14 protein-coding genes are annotated in these 19,027 nt (G+C 42.6%); 3 read left to right on the top strand and 11 right to left on the bottom strand.

Annotated elements, in window-relative coordinates; genetic code table 11:
- Positions 1 to 37: 37 nt before the first annotated feature.
- The 5 genes from ACLGGR_RS09955 to proC form a co-directional block, all read right to left on the bottom strand.
- Positions 38 to 988 carry an oxidoreductase gene (locus tag ACLGGR_RS09955; protein WP_410973007.1) on the bottom strand — a complete coding sequence of 317 codons (951 nt, stop codon included), beginning with the start codon at positions 986 to 988 and terminating at the stop codon, positions 38 to 40.
- Between the two features lie 154 nt (positions 989 to 1,142).
- Complete coding sequence (locus tag ACLGGR_RS09960) at positions 1,143 to 1,802, bottom strand: SDR family NAD(P)-dependent oxidoreductase (protein ID WP_410973008.1); 660 nt, start codon at positions 1,800 to 1,802, stop codon at positions 1,143 to 1,145.
- 1,141 nt (positions 1,803 to 2,943) lie between these two features.
- The gene (locus tag ACLGGR_RS09965; RefSeq protein ID WP_410973009.1) at positions 2,944 to 4,212 is read right to left on the bottom strand and encodes a glutamate-5-semialdehyde dehydrogenase; all 1,269 of its coding nucleotides are present in this window, start codon (positions 4,210 to 4,212) and stop codon (positions 2,944 to 2,946) included.
- A 19-nt stretch (positions 4,213 to 4,231) separates the two neighbouring features.
- Positions 4,232 to 5,350 (bottom strand): glutamate 5-kinase, encoded by a 1,119-nt coding sequence (proB, locus tag ACLGGR_RS09970; protein ID WP_410973010.1) that lies wholly within the window; start codon positions 5,348 to 5,350, stop codon positions 4,232 to 4,234.
- Between the two features lie 27 nt (positions 5,351 to 5,377).
- On the bottom strand, positions 5,378 to 6,175 hold the full coding sequence (gene proC / locus ACLGGR_RS09975; RefSeq protein ID WP_410973011.1) for a pyrroline-5-carboxylate reductase: 798 nt from the start codon (positions 6,173 to 6,175) through the stop codon (positions 5,378 to 5,380).
- Between the two features lie 470 nt (positions 6,176 to 6,645).
- Here proC and ACLGGR_RS09980 point away from each other — a divergent pair, with 470 nt between their 5' ends.
- Both ACLGGR_RS09980 and ACLGGR_RS09985 read left to right on the top strand, forming a co-directional pair.
- Positions 6,646 to 7,842 carry a cytochrome P450 gene (locus tag ACLGGR_RS09980; RefSeq protein WP_410973012.1) on the top strand — a complete coding sequence of 399 codons (1,197 nt, stop codon included), beginning with the start codon at positions 6,646 to 6,648 and terminating at the stop codon, positions 7,840 to 7,842.
- A gap of 130 nt (positions 7,843 to 7,972) precedes the next feature.
- A complete protein-coding gene (locus ACLGGR_RS09985) occupies positions 7,973 to 10,015 on the top strand; it encodes a molybdopterin oxidoreductase family protein (protein WP_410973013.1) in 2,043 nt (680 codons plus the stop codon).
- Positions 10,016 to 10,056: 41 nt separating this feature from the next.
- On the opposite strand, the gene ACLGGR_RS09990 is transcribed toward ACLGGR_RS09985, so the two are convergent.
- The 3 genes from ACLGGR_RS09990 to xylA all read right to left on the bottom strand — a co-directional run bounded on the left by ACLGGR_RS09990 (position 10,057) and on the right by xylA (position 13,700).
- The gene (locus ACLGGR_RS09990; RefSeq protein WP_410973014.1) at positions 10,057 to 10,740 is read right to left on the bottom strand and encodes a glycoside hydrolase family 11 protein; all 684 of its coding nucleotides are present in this window, start codon (positions 10,738 to 10,740) and stop codon (positions 10,057 to 10,059) included.
- An 87-nt stretch (positions 10,741 to 10,827) separates the two neighbouring features.
- The gene (gene xylB / locus ACLGGR_RS09995; RefSeq protein ID WP_410973015.1) at positions 10,828 to 12,327 is read right to left on the bottom strand and encodes a xylulokinase; all 1,500 of its coding nucleotides are present in this window, start codon (positions 12,325 to 12,327) and stop codon (positions 10,828 to 10,830) included.
- 35 nt (positions 12,328 to 12,362) lie between these two features.
- A complete protein-coding gene (xylA, locus tag ACLGGR_RS10000) occupies positions 12,363 to 13,700 on the bottom strand; it encodes a xylose isomerase (RefSeq protein ID WP_251216698.1) in 1,338 nt (445 codons plus the stop codon).
- 211 nt (positions 13,701 to 13,911) lie between these two features.
- Between xylA and xylR the strand changes: the two genes are divergently transcribed.
- Positions 13,912 to 15,072 (top strand): transcriptional repressor XylR, encoded by a 1,161-nt coding sequence (gene xylR / locus ACLGGR_RS10005; RefSeq protein WP_410973016.1) that lies wholly within the window; start codon positions 13,912 to 13,914, stop codon positions 15,070 to 15,072.
- Positions 15,073 to 15,120: 48 nt separating this feature from the next.
- On the opposite strand, the gene ACLGGR_RS10010 is transcribed toward xylR, so the two are convergent.
- The 3 genes from ACLGGR_RS10010 to csaA form a co-directional block, all read right to left on the bottom strand.
- A complete protein-coding gene (locus ACLGGR_RS10010; protein WP_410973017.1) occupies positions 15,121 to 16,728 on the bottom strand; it encodes a glycoside hydrolase family 43 protein in 1,608 nt (535 codons plus the stop codon).
- A 24-nt stretch (positions 16,729 to 16,752) separates the two neighbouring features.
- Complete coding sequence (locus tag ACLGGR_RS10015) at positions 16,753 to 18,144, bottom strand: MFS transporter (RefSeq protein WP_142945769.1); 1,392 nt, start codon at positions 18,142 to 18,144, stop codon at positions 16,753 to 16,755.
- 514 nt (positions 18,145 to 18,658) lie between these two features.
- Positions 18,659 to 18,991 carry a chaperone CsaA gene (csaA, locus tag ACLGGR_RS10020; protein ID WP_041109443.1) on the bottom strand — a complete coding sequence of 111 codons (333 nt, stop codon included), beginning with the start codon at positions 18,989 to 18,991 and terminating at the stop codon, positions 18,659 to 18,661.
- Positions 18,992 to 19,027: the final 36 nt, after the last annotated feature.

Genomic DNA, 19,027 nt, shown 5'->3' on the forward strand with positions numbered 1-19,027 from the left:
CTACACCCTTTCTCTTGTTATAAACAAAAGTGCAGTTTCAAATTACAGGAGGCAAGCTGGGGTCGATCCCTGTCATATCAACAGATACATCCCACAGTCGCTTGGCAAGCTTCGGATTTCGCGCCTCCTCTGAGCGAGAGCATTCATGGGAAGGTCCCCGTAACTCGCCTAATCCTGACGGCCCGTAATAGCCGCCTGGCTTTATCTTCCCTGTGGCTGCGTGCAACGCGCCCCAGGCACCCATGGCCGGTTTGGCAAAGAACAGGCCGATCAACGGCATCATTACTTTGCCAGCCATGTTATCGCGTCCAAGGTCCGTTCCCACAAGGCCCGGGTGACAGGCCACGACTGTTACTGGTGATCCCGTCGCCCGCAGCCGCCGGTCCAGCTCGAAGACGAAGAGCATATTCGCGAGCTTACTGGCGCCATAGCGCGGGAGCCATTTGTAGCTCTTTTCTGCGTTAAGGTCTTCCCATTCGATTTTCGCGCCTTTGTGTTGACCGCTACTCGTGACGACGATGCGCGACCCAGGCGTTTCCATGAGCTTGGGCAGCAACAGCGCGGTCAACGCGAAGCAGCCAAGGTGATTGACGCCGAACGTCAGCTCGAAGCCTTGCACAGTGTGTCTCAGCTTCGAACCCTGCACGCCGGCATTGTTGATCAACACATCGATGCGTGGTTCCTTGGCGGCCAATTCAGCTGCGCTCCGCACACTCGCCAGATCCGCGAGGTCGAGCGGCAGGAAAGCTAGGTCAGCTCCCGGGGTCTTCCTCCGAATCCGATCCATGGCTTCTTTCGCCTTCGCATGGTTGCGGCAGGCCAGCAGCACACGTGCACCTCGCGCTGCCAGCACTTGCGATATTTCGAAGCCAATTCCAGTATTGGCCCCGGTGACGATGATGCATTTGCCCGACTGGTCAGGTACATTTGCATCCGTAAATCCTGTGTGACCGATTGCACCGCTTGCCCCAAAAATAGTGATGTTCATGGTCTTCTGCCCCCTTGTGTTATGGTGTCTTGAATAAAATCCTTCTATTTCTGTACCTCGATCAGCGTAGCCGTTTCTCACGTCAAAAACGGCTACCTTTTTGGTGATTGATGCTGGATTTATACCCGAGATGATTGATTTTTATCAACCCGATTCATACTTTATCTTCCGTAATAAATTCTTCGACTCGATCTCTTTTGGTGTACATGTCATACCAAATGTCGGCGATTTTGTCTTGAACTCCCGAATTCGGCTGCATCCAGATTCCGATCGAAATGTGCCCTGCATAAATACCTTTGTCCTTTAATTCACTGTTCAAATTGAAGATATAATTACGAAGACCGGAAACTGCAATTCCAACATTGCCCATCATTGGTACTGGATTGATTGCGGCTCCACCTGTCGTAAATAACAGAGCTCCACTTTGTTTATCCAACATATCCGGAAGCACTTCTCGAATAATCGATATCGCACCTAAAACGTTAAATTGAAATTGGTATAGCGCATTTTCTTCTGTTACATCTAATGCATTTGCAACTGTATCGATACTTGGAGTTGGACTGTATTCAACCACATCAATAAAACCGTATTTCTCTTTGATCGCTGCGAAAGCTAAACTAATTTGGGCTTTATTTAATATATCTGCTTGAAATGACGCTGCTTCAATCCCTAATTGTTCTAGTTCAATAACCAGTTGATTCAACTTTTCTTCATTACGGGCTATAAGCGCTACACGAAATCCGTTTTTTCCGAACTTCTTCGCAATAGACATACCTAATCCTGGTCCTGCCCCAACAATTACAATGTTTTCCATAATATAATTCCCTCCATAACTTCTTAGCTAATTATTTTTTCTAAGAGAGTTCATTTGTTACGATGGGTACTACTTTATTTACTAAGAACCAATCGCCTTTTCAATCTTTTGGGTATGATTCTGAATGATCACAACGATTTGCTTGATTAAGACCCTTCCACAAAAACACGTGTTATTTAAGCAACGTGTGTTGTATAATTGATGATAAGATGAAAAAGAACTATTAACAACCACCAAAATGGCTAATATGTTGTTTACACAACACTTCTATTGTATTGTCGTATTTAAACAACATTATGTACCTAAAAAGGAGAAGAACAGATTGATTATGCCAAAACAAGATCCGAGAATACTTCGTACAAGACAATTGATTGTAGACTCTTTCCTTTCGTTAGCTAGTGAAAAAGATTTCAACAATATAACCGTACGTGATATTTTATCCCTGAGCAGGCTACTATTAACCGCGCGGCATTTTATGCGCACTTTGACGATAAATTTGATTTGTTACATTCTACCATCACCAATACTTTTACGGACAAATTGAAAAAAAGCCTAAAGGTTATCATTCTTTAAGAACTATTATATAAAGTAAAATTAAAGAAGAGTTACAGAAGCTAATAGCTGATCTTTTGCTAAAAGGAGCTAAAAATGGCATGAGTAAATATTTCTTTTAAAGAAACTTATGTTAATTATAAAAAGTAGCGATAAACTTTTGATATTAACTGTTTTATGATAATAAGTTAAAACTCCAGTCATCGTAATTTAACAATCGGGCACTATTGCTGAATAAAATTTAGATTTTCAAACGACTTTATTGTTAAATTTTGTAGTGTAGTGAAGTATCTTACATCAAAAATTTAACAACTATATTTTTAGCCCCGTCCTAAATTTAGAACGGGGTTATGCATGTTTGAGGCTTAAAAATTAAATAACTTTATTGTCATATTAAAGGAGGGCTTATACGGAAAGCTAGAGGTAGAGTTTAAAACAGCGTAATAAAGGCTTATATACCCTATTTACATTTTTTACATCTATATGGCGCTTTTTGGACTTATCTCTTTTAGATATATTGAGGAGTTACTTCTCTAAACACTAAAAACACTACCCCATGAAAAAAGGTAGTGTTTTTAACATTCCATTCTCAGTCTCTAATCTGACCATCACCAGATAGAAGCAGCTTAGTTGTGGTAAGTGCAGGAAGTCCCATTGGCCCTCTTGCGTGCAGTTTTTGAGTAGAGATGCCAATTTCAGCTCCATAGCCAAGTGCGCCGCCGTCTGTAAAGCGAGTCGATGCGTTATGATAAACGGCTGCCGCATCGACTTCGTTTAGAAACGTGAGTGCATTTTTTTCATCTTCTGTCACGATCGCTTCTGAATGTTTTGTGCCGTACTGATCGATATGACTGATCGCTTCCTCGATTGAATCGACTACCTTTACCGCAAGATCAAGACTTAAATACTCATCTGTCCAATCCACTTCCTCCGCAGGAACCACGTTTGAGAAGTAAGACTCTGCTGCCTGATCGCCATGTACAGTGACACGGTGCTCCTGCAAAGCTTCATTTAATGAGGCTGCATACTCTTTCAGCCAATCACGATGAATGATCAGCGTCTCAAGAGCATTACATACGGCCGGACGATTCGTTTTCGCATTGATTACAATCTCAATGGCTTTTTTCACATTTGCGGTTTGATCAATATAGACATGACAGTTTCCTGTCCCTGTTTCAAGCACTGGGATAGTGGATTCTTCCACCACTGTTTTGATTAAGGAAGCTCCGCCACGCGGAATTAAAACATCGATCCATTCTTTTAGTTGAAACATCGCCTGAACCGATGAACGGTCTGTTTGTTCAATCAATTGCACCGCATCACGAGGAATCTTTGTTTGATCCAATGCTTCATGAATCACACTGACGATGGCTTTGTTGGAAGAAATAGCGGAGGAACCGCCTTTTAAAATCACTGAGTTGCCTGCCTTTAAGGCAAGGCCTGCTGCATCGACAGTGACGTTCGGTCTCGCTTCATAGATCATCCCGATCACGCCGAGCGGTACTCTTCGGCTTTTCACATGTAAGCCGTTATCAAGAGTCCATTCATCCAATATTTCTCCAACAGGATCTGTTAATCTCGTCACAAGCCGCAAACTTTCCGCAAACTCATGAATTCTTTCTTCATTTAACATTAAACGATCCATGAGTGCCTCTGAGAAGCCCTTTTCTTTCCCAGCATCTAAATCCTTTTGATTCTCCTGTAAAATGAACCGGCTTTTTTGCTCTAACGCTTCTGCCATTTTAAGCAGCGCGTCATTTTTTTCCTCTGTCTGAAGTAAACCAAGTTTTTTTGAAACGTGCTTTGCTTTTTTGGCTTTTTCTTTGACCGATGTGACAACTTCAGCTGTCAGTGTCATGGAATTCCTCCCTTTTTGGTTAACAAACTGGTATCGATAAATCTAAATGACAAACAAATGCTTCAAGATCGACAACATGCACGATTTCATCTTGTAACAAGTCACTCTTACGTGCGAGTTCATCTGATGCATAATTCACAACGCCAAGCCCTATTTCTCTTCCATCTTGATCTAAAATACGGACAACATCGCCTTTTTTAAACGAACCTTTCACATTGACAATCCCATCAGAATCAAGGCTTCCCTCACGGTGCATGAGGAATTCCCGTGTTTTCTCTTGAACCACGATCTCACCCTTTGGTCCAGAATGAAAGGCAATCCACTGCTTCTTATAGTTGAGGGGCGCTACATTTTCGTCAGCGGTAAAATATGTGCCGTCCTCTGTCCCATTGATCGCTTTGTCTAAAATGTGAGGCGTATCGGCTTTTCCTAAAAAGCCGTTGATACCTGCGGCCATTGATATTTTAAAGGCATCGAGCTTTGATTTCATTCCGCCTGTACCTACGCTGCTGCCTGCGTCTCCGGCAGCTGCTTCGATGTCTTCTGTGATGTCAGTCACTTCGAGAATTCTCTTCGCATTTGGATTTGTATGAGGATTATCTTCATACAAGCCATCGATATCAGATAAAATGGCAAGGAAATCCGCATCAATGAGTCCAGCTACTTTTGCAGACAATGTATCGTTGTCTCCAAACTTCAACCGATTGATCGTCACTGTATCATTTTCATTAATAATTGGGATGATGCCTCGATCTAATAACACGTTCATTGTGTTACGCACATTTTGATAGCGTGTTTCATCAGAAAAATCACTTCTTGTGATTAAGAGCTGTGAAGCAATATAACCGTGTGATAAAAATAAAGTAGAATATGATTCCATTAAAAGCCCTTGCCCGATTGAGGCAGATGCCTGCTTTTCCGGCAGTGTTTTGGGTCTATCGATAAATCCTAGTTTTCGGTAACCAGCTGCAACCGCACCAGATGAAACCAAAATGACTTCGTGTCCTTCATCTTTGAGTTTCACAATTTGATTGACGAGGTTTTCTAGTTTTTTCAAACTAATCTCACCTTGAAAGCTAGTAAGAGAGCTGCTTCCGATTTTCACAACAATTCGTTTTCTCTCTTTATCTGCGTACACCTTATCACTCCTGTACCTGAGCTCTATTTATATAGATACTTTTTGTTTTTGCTGATTGCTTATCTCTTTTGATCGATTGGCAGCATGTTTGACAGCTTGCTTGATCGCTTCTCCCCCACCAAAATTATCTAATGCATTCAGTCCCGCAGCAGTTGTACCATTTGGTGACGTAATTTTCTCTCTTAAGGCAGAAGGATTTTCCTCTGTTTCTTGCAGCATTTTTGCCGCACCGAGGAGTGTCTGCGCGCCAATTTGGCGAGACAATTCCTTTGATAAACCTGCCTCTTCTCCTGCTTCTTCGATTCTTTCCATTAAGAAATAAAAGTAGGCTGGCCCGCTTCCAGCAATTCCAGTGAAGATATCCATTTGCTCTTCCTGAATGGTATAGACTTCGCCCATTTCAGCTAAAAGAGCCTGACTTATGCTCATATGATCGTTTTTCACATAACGTCCAGCAGATAAAGCAGTCGCTGACGCCCCGATCGTACTTGATGTATTTGGCATGACCCTCATAACAGGCTGGCCTTCGTGCAGCATGTCTTCAATATACGATAGCTTCACACCTGCAAGGACAGACATGATGAGCTGATCTGGCTGAATACGTGGTTTTAATGATTCAAGTGCTGCTTCAGCATCCTTTGGCTTCATGGCCAGGATCAACATATCCATTTCTTCAAAAGGAAATGAATCCATTGCGGCTGTTTGAATTCCGTATTGTTTCGTTAGTTCATTCAATCGAAGTTGATTTTGTCTGTTTGTTGCGTAAATTTGGCCTAGCGGCATCTGTCCTGATCGCACAATCCCTGCGATCATTCCTTCCGCCATAGAACCTGCTCCAATGAAAGCAACTTTCTTTTGATCAATGATATTGATCCTCTCCCTTGTTCGCTTTTTGTTCGTGTTTTTCGCACGTTAGTTATCGTAACATGTTGAGAAATCGTGTCAAGAAAGAGCCAGCGCTTTTCAAAAGTCCCGAATGCATGGCCGGCAGCTTGCTGCAAGTATGTTAGCCGTGTTTTTCAAATACAGTAATTTAGATCAAAAGAACTATGATTATTTGAATCATAGGACCCTTTCGTTCGACTCAATTCACCATTTTATTTTTGGTTTCGGTGACTTCAATTCTATTTTTTAGAAAGCGCTCTCATTTTAATGACTTTCTATTTTCCTATATGGTGAATGTGCTTGAATCTTTCGATTAGACTATTGACATATTTTAGAAAACATGTCCGTTGAAATGATATTTTACTGGTGATACCGTGAAAGAGATATCATGTGAAAAAGGAGCGTTCATAATGAAAGTGAAAGAAAACTATGTCAATGTGATTCCAATGAAAGAAATCCGTTCTACCGATGACCTTCTTTTCCCATTCCCTATTTACAATGAGCTGCGTGCAGAGAGTGATATTAGATATGATGAGACAAGAAAGTGCTGGGATCTCTTTCGATATGCGGATATCCAGTCTGTTCTAAAGCAGCCTAAAGTGTTCTCTTCACAGCGAGGAAGAAGCACATCTAAAACAAGTATTTTAACGATGGATCCTCCAAAACATACAAAGATGAGAGCGCTTGTGAATAAAGCATTCACCCCAAAAGCGATCAAGCAATTAGAAGATAAGATCAAAGACCTGACACATGATCTATTAAATCAAGTCAAGGATCAACGTACGTTTGATATTGTGCAAGATTTAGCGGCTCCCCTGCCAGTGATGATTATCGCTGAGCTTCTCGGTGCAGAGGTGCAGGACAGAGAGCTGATTAAAAAACATTCTGATGCCCTTGTGGCAGGTGCTAAGGATGAATCAAAGGAAGCCATTCAGGCTGTTGTAGATATGCAGAAACGCGCTGAAGAGGAGCTGTCCATTTATTTTGCTCATTTGATCCAAAAACGAAAAGAAACGCCTGCCGATGACTTGATCTCGCTTCTCATTCAAGCGGAAATCGATGGAGAGCGTTTAACGGAGAATGAACTGCTTGGCTTTTGTATTCTATTACTTGTTGCAGGCAATGAGACAACGACCAATTTAATAACCAATGCCGTACGACTGCTGACAGAGCAGCCGCATATCGCTGAATCAGTTCGGCAGGATCCCTCTCTTATTCCTCAATTGACGGAGGAAACACTGCGGTATTATCCGCCTGTTCAAGCCATTGGCCGAATCGCCGCAGAGGAAGTTGAAATTGCAGGCGCACGCATTGAAAAAGGAGACTACCTCATCAGCTGGGTTGCTTCAGCAAATCGGGATGAACTGAAGTTTGAAGATCCAGATACGTTCCGGCTTGACCGGAAATCAAATCCGCATATGAGTTTTGGATTTGGCATTCATTTTTGTCTCGGTGCACCGCTTGCCCGGCTTGAAAGCAACATTGCGCTTGACGTTTTACTCCATACGTTTCAAGACATCACCTGCGTGGCAGATCAGCTAAAACCTATACAAAGCACGTTTGTTTTTGGGGTAAAAGAATTTCCTGTACAAGTCACCCGTTTTTAAAAGTCCCTTTTCAGGGGCTTTTTTTCATTTTCTTCAATTCATCATCTCTTTCTTACCTTCCTCCTCCGAACATGCTAAAATAAAATCCATACAAAGTGATAACGGAATGCAGAAAGGAAGCCGAAAACCCATGACCGATTATACAGCGATGAAAGACGGAATATTCAAATCAGTTTGTTCGTTAGATTGCCCGGATCAGTGCGGTCTTTTAATACATAAAGAAAATGGAAAGATCGTGAAAGTGCAGGGAGATCCGGACCACCCTGTCACACAAGGAAACATATGCAACAAAGTGCGTAATGTCACAGCCCGTTTATATGATGAAAAAAGGCTGACCACTCCTTTAAAACGTGTTGGCCAAAAAGGCGAAGGTCAGTTTGCGCCGATTACGTGGGAAGAAGCCATTGAAACCATTCGTCAAAAATGGACAAAGCTCATCGAAGAGAAAGGGCCAGAAAGCATTCTGCCATATAGCTTCTATGGGAACATGGGCAATCTCAACGCAGAAGGAATGGACCGCCGCTTTTTCTATCGTCTTGGTTCAAGCCAGTTAGACCGGACGATCTGTCAGTCAGCAGGAACGACTGGCTATAAATATACAATGGGCGCAAGCATTGGGACAGATCCTGAAGACACCATTCATACGAAACTATTTATTTTTTGGGGCATCAATGCCGTGTCGACCAATATGCACCAAATCACCTTGGCACAAAAAGCGCGAAAGCAAGGAGCAAAGATTGTCGTGATTGATGTTCACAAGAACCAAACAGGGCGGATGGCAGATTGGTTCATTCCGCTTCGGCCTGGTACTGACAGTGCGCTTGCACTTGGCATCATGCATGTCCTTTTTAAAGAAGAACGTACAGATGAAGCTTTTTTAGAGACTTACACGGTCGGCCATAAAGAGCTACGCGAGCATGTAAAGCAGTATGATCCAGACACAGTTGAGCACATCACGGGTGTCCCTAAAGGCGACATTATTACACTTGCGAGAATGTACGCTGAGACATCCCCCTCTCTCATTCGCATTGGGAATGGTTTACAGCACCATGATAATGGCGGGATGAGTATTAGAACCATTTCCTGCCTCCCTGCCCTGACTGGTCAATGGCTGCACAAGGGCGGCGGAGCAATGAAATCAAACTCTTCTTTTCTCAGCTATAATGAACCAGCTCTTCAGCGGCCGGATTTATTAAAAGAACGCACGCCTAGATCATTTAATATGAATCAGCTGGGCAGCGTACTGACAAGCGCAGAGCCTTCCGTTGATTCTCTCTTTATCTACTCGTGCAACCCAGCAGTTGTGACACCAGAAGCGAATAAAGTCAGAGAAGGTTTGCTGAGAGAGGATTTATTTACAGTGGTTCATGATTTATTCCTGACAGAAACAGCGGCGTATGCAGACATTGTCCTGCCGGCGACATCAGCCTTTGAAAACGAGGATTTCTATACGTCATACTGGCATCATTATATTCAAATTCAGGAGCCAGTGATAGAACGCTACGGAGAAAGCAAATCCAATACTGAAGTATTCCGCCTGCTTGCCCATGCGATGGGCTTTGAAGATGAAGCCTTCCGCGAGACAGATGCTGAATTGATGGAACAAGCTCTTCAACATCCAGAAAATCCGCATTATGAGGACATTTCATACGAGGCATTAAAAGAAAAGAAATGGATTAAAGCAAAACGTGGATCTTTCCAGGAATTAAAGCTTCAAACCCCAAGCGGGAAAATTGAGCTTTATTCTGAACAAATGAAAAAAGACGGGTACCCAGCCCTTCCAACCTATGTGCCCCTTTATCAGGAAAGCGATTATCCGCTTACCTTTATACCGGGACCGAACCATAATTTCCTGAATTCTACCTTCTCACTTCATGAAAAGCATCAAAAGCTTGAGAAATTTCCGAAGCTTCACATGAATGAACAGGATGCAAAGGAAAGAAAAATTGAAGATGGTGACATGGTGCGTGTGCTGAACGATCGAGGAGAGTGTGAGCTTGTCGTGTCAGTCGGTCAAAATGTATTATCTGGTGTTGTGGTCAGTCAAGGATTATGGGCAGATCAAAAAGGCAAAAAGCATTTAGTGAATGGGTTAACACCTGATCGATTGGCAGATATGGGCGGCGGCGCGACGTTCTTTTCTGGCAGAGTAGAAGTTGAAAAATTATCATAGAAAAAAGCCAGCTGTTTTTTGCTGGCTTTTTTCATATGCTTTTATCGAATAATCAACTGGTTGGTCATCACATTCGCACTTCCGCTGCTTTGGTAGCCTTCTACAGTAAATGCCGTTTCATACATTCTGCCCATTGGCATCCCTAAGCTTTCCCATTTATTAAAATGCGCACTGACGGAGACCGTTCCGCTTGTACGCTTTGTTTGACGTACACTCCAATATTGCTTGAAGGTCGCGATCCCGATAATGGAAGGCTGATTGACGCGGGTCGTTTCATAAATGTCATATGTGCCTCCATCGGCATAAAATGATCCTTTATACGCTCCTGTTGGACGATACGTGCCCCATGAATCAACAATGTAGTATTCTGCTAGTGGAGATTGTGTCCAGCCATAGACACATAAATAGGAATTCCCGCCCGGGTTAAAGGCTGCGTTGTAATTGATGGAGATGTTGCCAAGCTGATGATGAGTTTTAGTGGAATCAAACTTCTTTCCTTTTCGAAATAAGGCATTTCCGATATTGTTCCAGCCTGCACTAAATGCCCCGCCGTTATTGAGTGTCATCGAGGTGTTTCCATAATCTTTCCATAATTCATAATCGTACCCGTCATGTGTGCCCATTTCATTATTATAAATCGTTCTCGCATGAGCTGGCACAGCAGTCAGTACCAGCACAAATCCAATACACATCACAAACAACAGCCTCAATCTTTTCAAATTCATTTTCCATCCCTCTCCTTTATTCATCCGTATTGTTCTGTCATCCCTAAGGTGAAAAACCCATCACCTCCTTTCATGCAGCCTTCTCAGTTAGATGGAACGATACTGCTCTAACCCAGCATGGATGTCTCTTGTTTGTGTATAAATCCTTTGATACAAATGAAATAGATCGGCGTATACTTCTGCATGCTGCTGCTCTGGCTCATAAACAGCGGCTTGATGGATCAAATGATTAGCACATGCTTCAAGTGACGGATACCATCCGCATCCAACCGCGGCAAGCATCGCTGCACCTAAAGCAGGCCCTTGTTCGTTGTCTAACTGGATGACTTCAGCCTGAAAAATGTCTGCTTGCATTTGAAGCCATGTCCGGCTTCTCGCACCGCCGCCAATGGACACAATAGAATCTATGTTTTTTCCTGCCTGCCGGAATAATGCGATAGATTCATTCAGTGAAAAGGTAATTCCCTCTAACACAGCCCTGACAACATGTGCCCTTTCATGCCTGCTGTCTAACCCAATCAAGCTTGCGCGAATGATCGAATCCGCATGAGGTGTTCTTTCCCCGACTAAATAGGGTGTAAAGAGCAATCCTTTCGCTCCTGGCGCTACATGAGCCGCACCTTCTAAAAGTGATTGAAACGATTCCTCAGGAGCCAGTAAGTGTTTTGCCCAGTTCAGGCTATATCCTGCTGAAAGGGTGACACCCATTGTGTAAAAAGCGTCTTTTTTTGCATGATGAAACAAATGCAAGTTCCCTTGAAGCTCCCTTTCATGATCCTCTTCGTAGGAGAGAATGACCCCGGATGTGCCGATGCTGCATAACGTGCGGTCAGGGGTTAAAATTCCAGCACCAATTGCTCCGCAGGCATTATCTGCCCCGCCGGCAAAAACCTTCGCTCCTTCTTTCATCCCAACTTCACGTGCAATGTGCGGCAAAAGTGTACCAACCTCCGCCTCTGATGTGACAAGCGGCGGGCAAATATGAAGAGGAATATCAAATGCCTGACAAATCTCCTCACTCCACGTCTGTTCACCGATATTTAACAGCAAAGTGCCAGCCGCATCAGAATAATCAATATGGACAGCGCCTGTTAAACGAAATCTAACATAATCTTTTGGGAGTAAAAACATGTCGATTTGCTGATCGATATGTGGTTCATGTTCCTTTACCCATAATAATTTTGGCAGTGTGAATCCTTCTAACGCCTGGTTTTTTGTGATCTTTTGCAGCCGGTCCCCCAGCTTTTTTGTGATGCACGTACATTGCGCTGTCGTTCGTGTATCATTCCATAAAATTGCAGGGCGGAGCACTTCGCGAGATTCATTTAATAGAACTAAACCATGCATCTGTCCGGAAAAGCTGATGCCTTCGACTTCTCTTGAATGAACAGGCTGCTTTGCCATCAGTTCTTTCATCACAGCGATTGTCTGCTCTACCCAATCCTCCGGTTGCTGCTCACAATACCCCGGTTTTTCTTGAATGAGGCGGTACGGCTTAGAGGCTTCGCAGCACACCTTTCCGCTCTCATCGACTAATATCGCTTTGACCCCGCTCGTTCCAAGATCAATTCCCATCACATATTTCATGTTTTCACTCCTTCAAAACAGGTCCGCCCCTTCAATTAATCTTCTAACAAGTATTGATTTAAACGGGCTTTCAGCTGTTCCTCTCTTCCCGATTCGTTTCTGATCAAAGGATGTTTCAGCGCATATTCTTCTAATGTATGAAAGTTTGCCTTCCCTTCTGAAATGTCACGTCCAATTCCTTCAGAAAAGCTGCGATACCGGTGCTTTATGACATCCTCAAACACACGATCTTCTATGAGTCTATGAGCGACCCGCAGTCCTTTTGCGAATGCATCCATCCCGGCAATATGGGCATATAAAATATCTTCAAGTTCAAATGAAGCTCTTCTTACTTTTGCATCAAAATTGAGACCGCCAGCCCCTAGCCCGCCATTTTGCAAAATTTCATACATGGCAAGAGTTGTCGCATACAGATCGGTTGGAAATTCATCTGTATCCCACCCAAGAAGCGAATTTCCTTGGTTTGCATCAACAGAACCGAGCAGCCCATGAATTCTTGCGACACGTAATTCATGCTCAAACGTATGGCCGGCCAGTGTCGCATGATTGGCCTCGATATTTAATTTAAAATGGGAATCTAATCCGTATTGTTTTAAAAAGGCGATGGAAGTCGCTGCATCTGTATCGTATTGATGAGTTGTTGGCTCCTTTGGCTTTGGCTCGATTAAAAATTGGCCAGTGTACCCAATTTCTTTTGCATAATCAACAGCCATGTGCAAGAAAGCTGCCATATGATCAAGCTCTTTTTTCATATCTGTATTGAGCAGCGTATCGTACCCTTCTCGTCCACCCCAGAAAACATAATTTTCTGCACCGAGTTCTTTAGCGGTTTCGATACCTTTCTTCACCTGTGCGGCCGCATAGGCAAAGACATCTGCATGACAAGATGTCGCAGCGCCGTGTACAAATCTAGGGTGCTTGAACATATTGGCCGTGTTCCACAGCAGCTTTACTCCGCTCTGCTTCATGTATTCTTTCATTCTTTCTAAAATGATGTCTAATTGTTGATTCGTCTCTTGAAGCGTCTCTCCCTCTGGCGCAATGTCACGGTCATGGAATGAAAAATACGGAACATCCAATAGGTCAAAAAGCTGAAAAGCGACTTCCAATCTAGCTTTTGCTAAATCCATTCCGCTATAGGAGTCCCATGCTCTTTGCATCGTCCCAGTTCCAAACATGTCTGTTCCATCAGCAGTCAATGTATGCCAATAAGCAACTGAAAAACGCAGGTGGTCTTTCATTGTTTTTCCGCCAATCACTTCGTTTGGATTATAGTATTGAAAAGCGAGTGGATTTTTTGATTGTTTTCCTTCATATTGAATTTTGCCGATTCCTTCTAAGCTGTGTAACGTTTTCATATTTGATTTGGTCATTCTTCATTCCTCCTGAGTACACTTTGTAAGTTGATGCAACAAACTAATGATCAATCTATGAAAAAATCACTTTGAATTTTCCATATTTTTTAGTTTTTTAGAAATATTTTCGTTATAATAAAGTTAAAATCATCTTTCTTATCGAATACATTGCGAAAAAAAGCAGTTCTTCTCAACTTAATCTAAAGACGAAACAAATGGAGTGGATAACGTGGATATCGCTGATCAGAACTTTGTCAAAAAAATAAATCAAAAACTTTTATTAAAAGAAATTCTCCAGCATGCGCCCATTTCGAGAGCAAAATTATCTGAACGCACTGGATTAAATAAATCGACTGTTTCTTCTCAAGTAAGTACGTTAATGAAAGAACATCTTGTCTATGAAATCGGTCAAGGTGAGTCCAGCGGCGGAAGAAGACCGGTTTTATTAATGTTTAATAAACGTGCAGGCTGCTCTATCGGGATTGATGTCGGCGTTGATTATGTTAATGGCATATTAACAGACCTTGAAGGGTCCATTCTTTACGAAGAGCAGATCAAGCTCCCATCCAGCTCTCCTGATGTGACGATACGTAAATTAATTGAATTAATACAGCAGCTCATCACACAAATGCCCTCTTCCCCGTACGGGCTCATTGGCATTGGCCTATGCATACATGGGTTAGTGGATGCAGATGAACAAATCGTGTTTACACCCCATTCCAAATGGAAAAATGTTGATCTGAAAAAGGCGCTCCAAGACACGTTCCAAGTACCGATCTTCATTGAAAATGAAGCAAATGCCGGTGCATATGGTGAAAAAATCTTTGGTGCCGCTAAACATTATGACCATTTGATCTATGCAAGCATCGGCACTGGCATCGGGATCGGAATCATCATCGATCATCATTTATACAGAGGGGCGTACGGCTTTTCTGGTGAAATGGGACATATGACGATCGATTTTAACGGACCAACATGCAGCTGCGGGAACCGCGGGTGCTGGGAATTGTATGCTTCTGAGAAAGCCTTGTTTCAGTCTCTTCAAACAAACGATCAGCACATCTCCCATCAAGATCTGGAACAGCTGGCCAAGTTAAATGATATGAAAACGCTCAATGCCCTGCGCAACTTTGGTTTTTACCTTGGGGTCGGACTCACAAACGTCCTGCATACCTTTAACCCGCAAGCCATTATTTTAAGAAACAAAGTGATCGAATCACATCAGGCGGTTCTAGATGTGATTGGGGAGGAAGTATCCTCGCGAATGGATACGCAATTCAGCTCACATATAGAGCTGCTCCCTTCATCATTAGGACACAATGCACCAGTATTGGGGATGACATCTCTTGTCATAGAAGCTTTTCTGCAAGATGCCACCCTCTCAACATGACCTATTTATTTTCCAAAAAAAGACAGCCTGTAGCGCGTTGTCTTTTTTTTATTCATCTGTTTCCTCATAGCGAAAATAGTGAAAATCAGCAGGAAGATGCTCGCCGCTCGTATCTTGGCACTGCATACCGACAAATGCCCCTGTAAAAAACCCCCCACCTCGAATGAAATCATCGGATAAATGGATGGAATCAAGCGGTACATCAATTTCCTTCCACTCTTTCTGATCAAAAGAATAAGAATATTTATATGTCTCTTTCCGAACGGTCACTTTTAAATAGACATATGTGACCTCGTCAGGAATGATGATTTTATGTGCCAATGGCTGAGAAAAGGCAAGGTTTTGACAGACTGATAGTTCAAGCGTGCGGCCAAGTTCCTCATCGTATGTCACCTGGAGTGCTGTCCAGTTTTCCGTATTATAATAATTCACAAGACCAGCTGCTTGCTGAAAGTTTTCTGGGAAGAACGAAACAGCTGTCTCTGCTTCAAAATAAAAGCTTTGCCAGCGCCTTGCAACAAAAGCTTGGGTAAACTTAGACGTTAAAGATTCGTGACCGAATAATCTTAAATGCTGCGGTTTCTCCGTTAACGAACCAATCTGATCTGAAAACGGAATTCTTAATGTTTGGAAGTGTCGATTTAGTGTTGATTCTTTAAATTCATCGACTGTATGATAGGTTGGTGCAAAAACCTTTTCTTCGATCTTTGGTGCTTCAACCTCAAGCGTCCCCTCTTTTCCGCCTACAACATAAGGCCAGCCATCCTTCCATTCGAGCTTTTGTATCGCTGTTTCTCTTCCTAAAGGACACCAGCCTCTCTGTTGAAAAATAGATTCCTTGCTTGATTGAATTGGGCGGCCAGTGAGATGAGCGAGATACCATTCATTTGTATGCGTTTGAACGATTGAAGCATGCCCGCATTTTTGAAGTGGATGGTCAGGCGCATGGAAGGCACTTAAGATCGGGTTATCAGGATGAACCTCATAAGGCCCTTCAATATGCGAGGAGCGGGCGATCGTTGCTGCATGCTCATACCTAGTACCTCCTTCTGCCGTTAATAAATAGTAGTAGTCACCGATGTGATACAGATGCGGCGCTTCTGTCAGTTTAATCGGTGTGCCTTTAAAAATGACCTTCCTTTGACCGATGAGCTTCTTTTCAGCCACACTATATTCCTGCAAGGCAATACCTGCAAAGGAATGGTGCTTTTCTCTATGATCCCACAGCATATTTAAGACGTATTTCTTCCCGCTTTGATCATGGAATAAAGATGGATCAAAGCCAGAGCTATTGAGCCGGATCGGTTCACTCCAATCGCCGTCCACTTCGCTTGCCGTGACCAAATAATTATGACCGTCTTTAAACGGACCATCCACTACTTTGATATCTGAATAAATAAGCCAAAACTGCCCATCCGCATAGCTTAAGCACGGCGCCCATACTCCGCCAGAATCAGGATTTCCCTTCATATCTAGCTGCGACGTTTTTTGCAAAGGACGCGCAGCAAGGCGCCAATGGACGAGATCCTTCGAATGATAAATTTGCACCCCTGGAAACCATTCAAATGTAGAGACGGCCATATAATAATCTTCTCCAACACGGCAAATACTTGGATCGGGGTTAAATCCTTTGAGCACTGGATTGGTAATCTTCATTGAACTTCCTCCTCTTTCAGAGACCTACATTTTAAAATCGTCCATATGATCGATATATACCTTGTCTCTATTCTCAAGCTCTCGTACGACTTTTTGATGTTTTTCTTCATCTAGGTTATAAAAATTAATATCAATCATCGCTAAAATCAGTAAGCATACAGGAATCACCGTTGTCGTGATTAAAATACCCAGTAATGCTTCTGGTGTTTGCATTTGGTTCGCAATATAGCCAAAGCGATCGAGTACAAGCCCTGGCACAATCCCGCCTAATGCCATCCCAAATTTAAAGAAGAATCCGATGATGGCATAGATGAGTCCGCCCATCCTTTTCCCTGTTTTATATTCGCCATATTCAACGGTTTCAGGAATAAGCGCCCACATGTAAGCACCGGCTGTAATACTCCCTGCAGCTGCGACGAGCCTGAAAACAAGTATTAAAGTGACTTGACTCGGCGGTATCACAAGTAATGCAAGAAGACCTACAATATTCAGCAATAATGAATAATTCAGCAGCTTTTTCTTTCCTAACAGCTTGTGCAGTTTTGGAATAAACGGCAGCACCATTAAAGCTGGCAGACTCCCAATGAGTCCGTACCATTTCACTAAATCTTCTCTGCCAAGGTTATACGTCACATAATAGATTCCGACAGAGTTACTGATCGAGTTCACGCCAAAAATAATAATAAAGAAAATGCTTAATACAACAAGCGGACGATTCACACGTAACTGAACAAAGATATCACTGAACTTAATTTTTTCCTCAGGCTTTTGAAGCGTGACACGTTCATTCGTGCTTTTAAAACAGAAAATAAGTAATGCACCGCCAAGAACGCCGAGAAAAGCCATCGTCATCTGCCAGCCGAGTGCTGTATTTCCTGTTTTATCACTCAAAAAAGTCGCAAGAAAAGGAACAAAAAAAGCAACAACTAGACCTCCGAGATTAGCAAAAAGCATACGAACCGACGTAATACTGACAACCTCTTGGTTATTTCTTGTCATTGCGGAAGTTAAAGCACCATAAGGAACATTGATGAATGTGTATGTAAGCGATAAACCAACATACGTGATGTAGGCATAAACGAGTTTACCCATTTCAGAAAAATCAGGTGTTGTAAAGCAAAGGATGGCAAGTACCACAAAAGGAAACGCACCGAATAACAAATAAGGTCTGAACCTGCCAAAACGGCTGTTCGTTCGATCCACCATTGCACCAATAAACGGATCTGCAAGCGCATCAATGGCGCGGACAACTAAAAACATCGTCCCTGCTGCCGCCGCTGATAAACCATACACATCTGTATAAAAAAATAATAGATACGTAGAGACAGTTGCATAAATTAAGTTACATGCGAAATCTCCTGAAGCATATCCCACTTTTTCAGACATACGAATCTTTTTTAAATTCTCACTTACCATGAGCTTTCTCCCTTCTTCTCTTAGCCTCTTCTAATGAACAGATGATGGAGGGCAGCAGCAGTCAATACAAAGAATATAAAGCGCTTTCAATTTGTTGTAAAAATGAAGCTGAACATCTGATCTTTTCAGCTTAGCCCACATACGCAGCAAATGATTTGAATGACGGAATCATCCCCTTTAATGGTCGGATCATCACTTGGAATTCATCTTAGTTTATCGACTAAACAAACTAAGATGAATTCATTTTATAAAATCTGATCTGACTTTTCAATATTTTTTGAAAAAATAATCCAAATAATTGATTTCTTGTCATTTTTCCGGCTGAAATGACGTAAAAAACTGAAGTGAATCATTTAATGGTTGCAATTCAGCTCACCCCATGCTATATTTATCAAGCGATGAGCTGAATTGTGTAAGTCGGGTAACATGTCTCCTTGAGACACACACGAATGTGGCGTGTGGTTATTCCGCCTCAATACGCAAAAGACATCTTCTCAGGAAGATGTCTTTTTTCTTATCCTATTTTTGTCCCATTTTCAACAGGCTCATCTGTAGCTAGTAAAACCACGTCTTCTTTTGACGGCATGCCCCCTAAGACAAGCACTTCTGATTTGAACCCTGCAATTCTTCTAGGCGGAAAATTGACGACTGCTACGATTTGTCTGCCAGTGAGACTCTCAGCCGTATAACGTTTTGTGAGCTGAGCACTGGATTGCTTTAGACCAATCTCTTCACCAAAATCAATCTTGAGTTTCAATGCAGGTACTCTTGCCTCTGCAAAGAATTCTGCTTCAATGATCGTTCCAACACGTATATCTAACGCCAAAAACTGTTCAATATCTGCCATCTGTTTCTCTCCTCTTCTTTCAAGGGTAAGTTCATT

It is taken from the genome of Bacillus sp. BD48, from assembly GCF_046566805.1.
GTDB lineage: Bacteria > Bacillota > Bacilli > Bacillales > Bacillaceae > Bacillus > Bacillus safensis.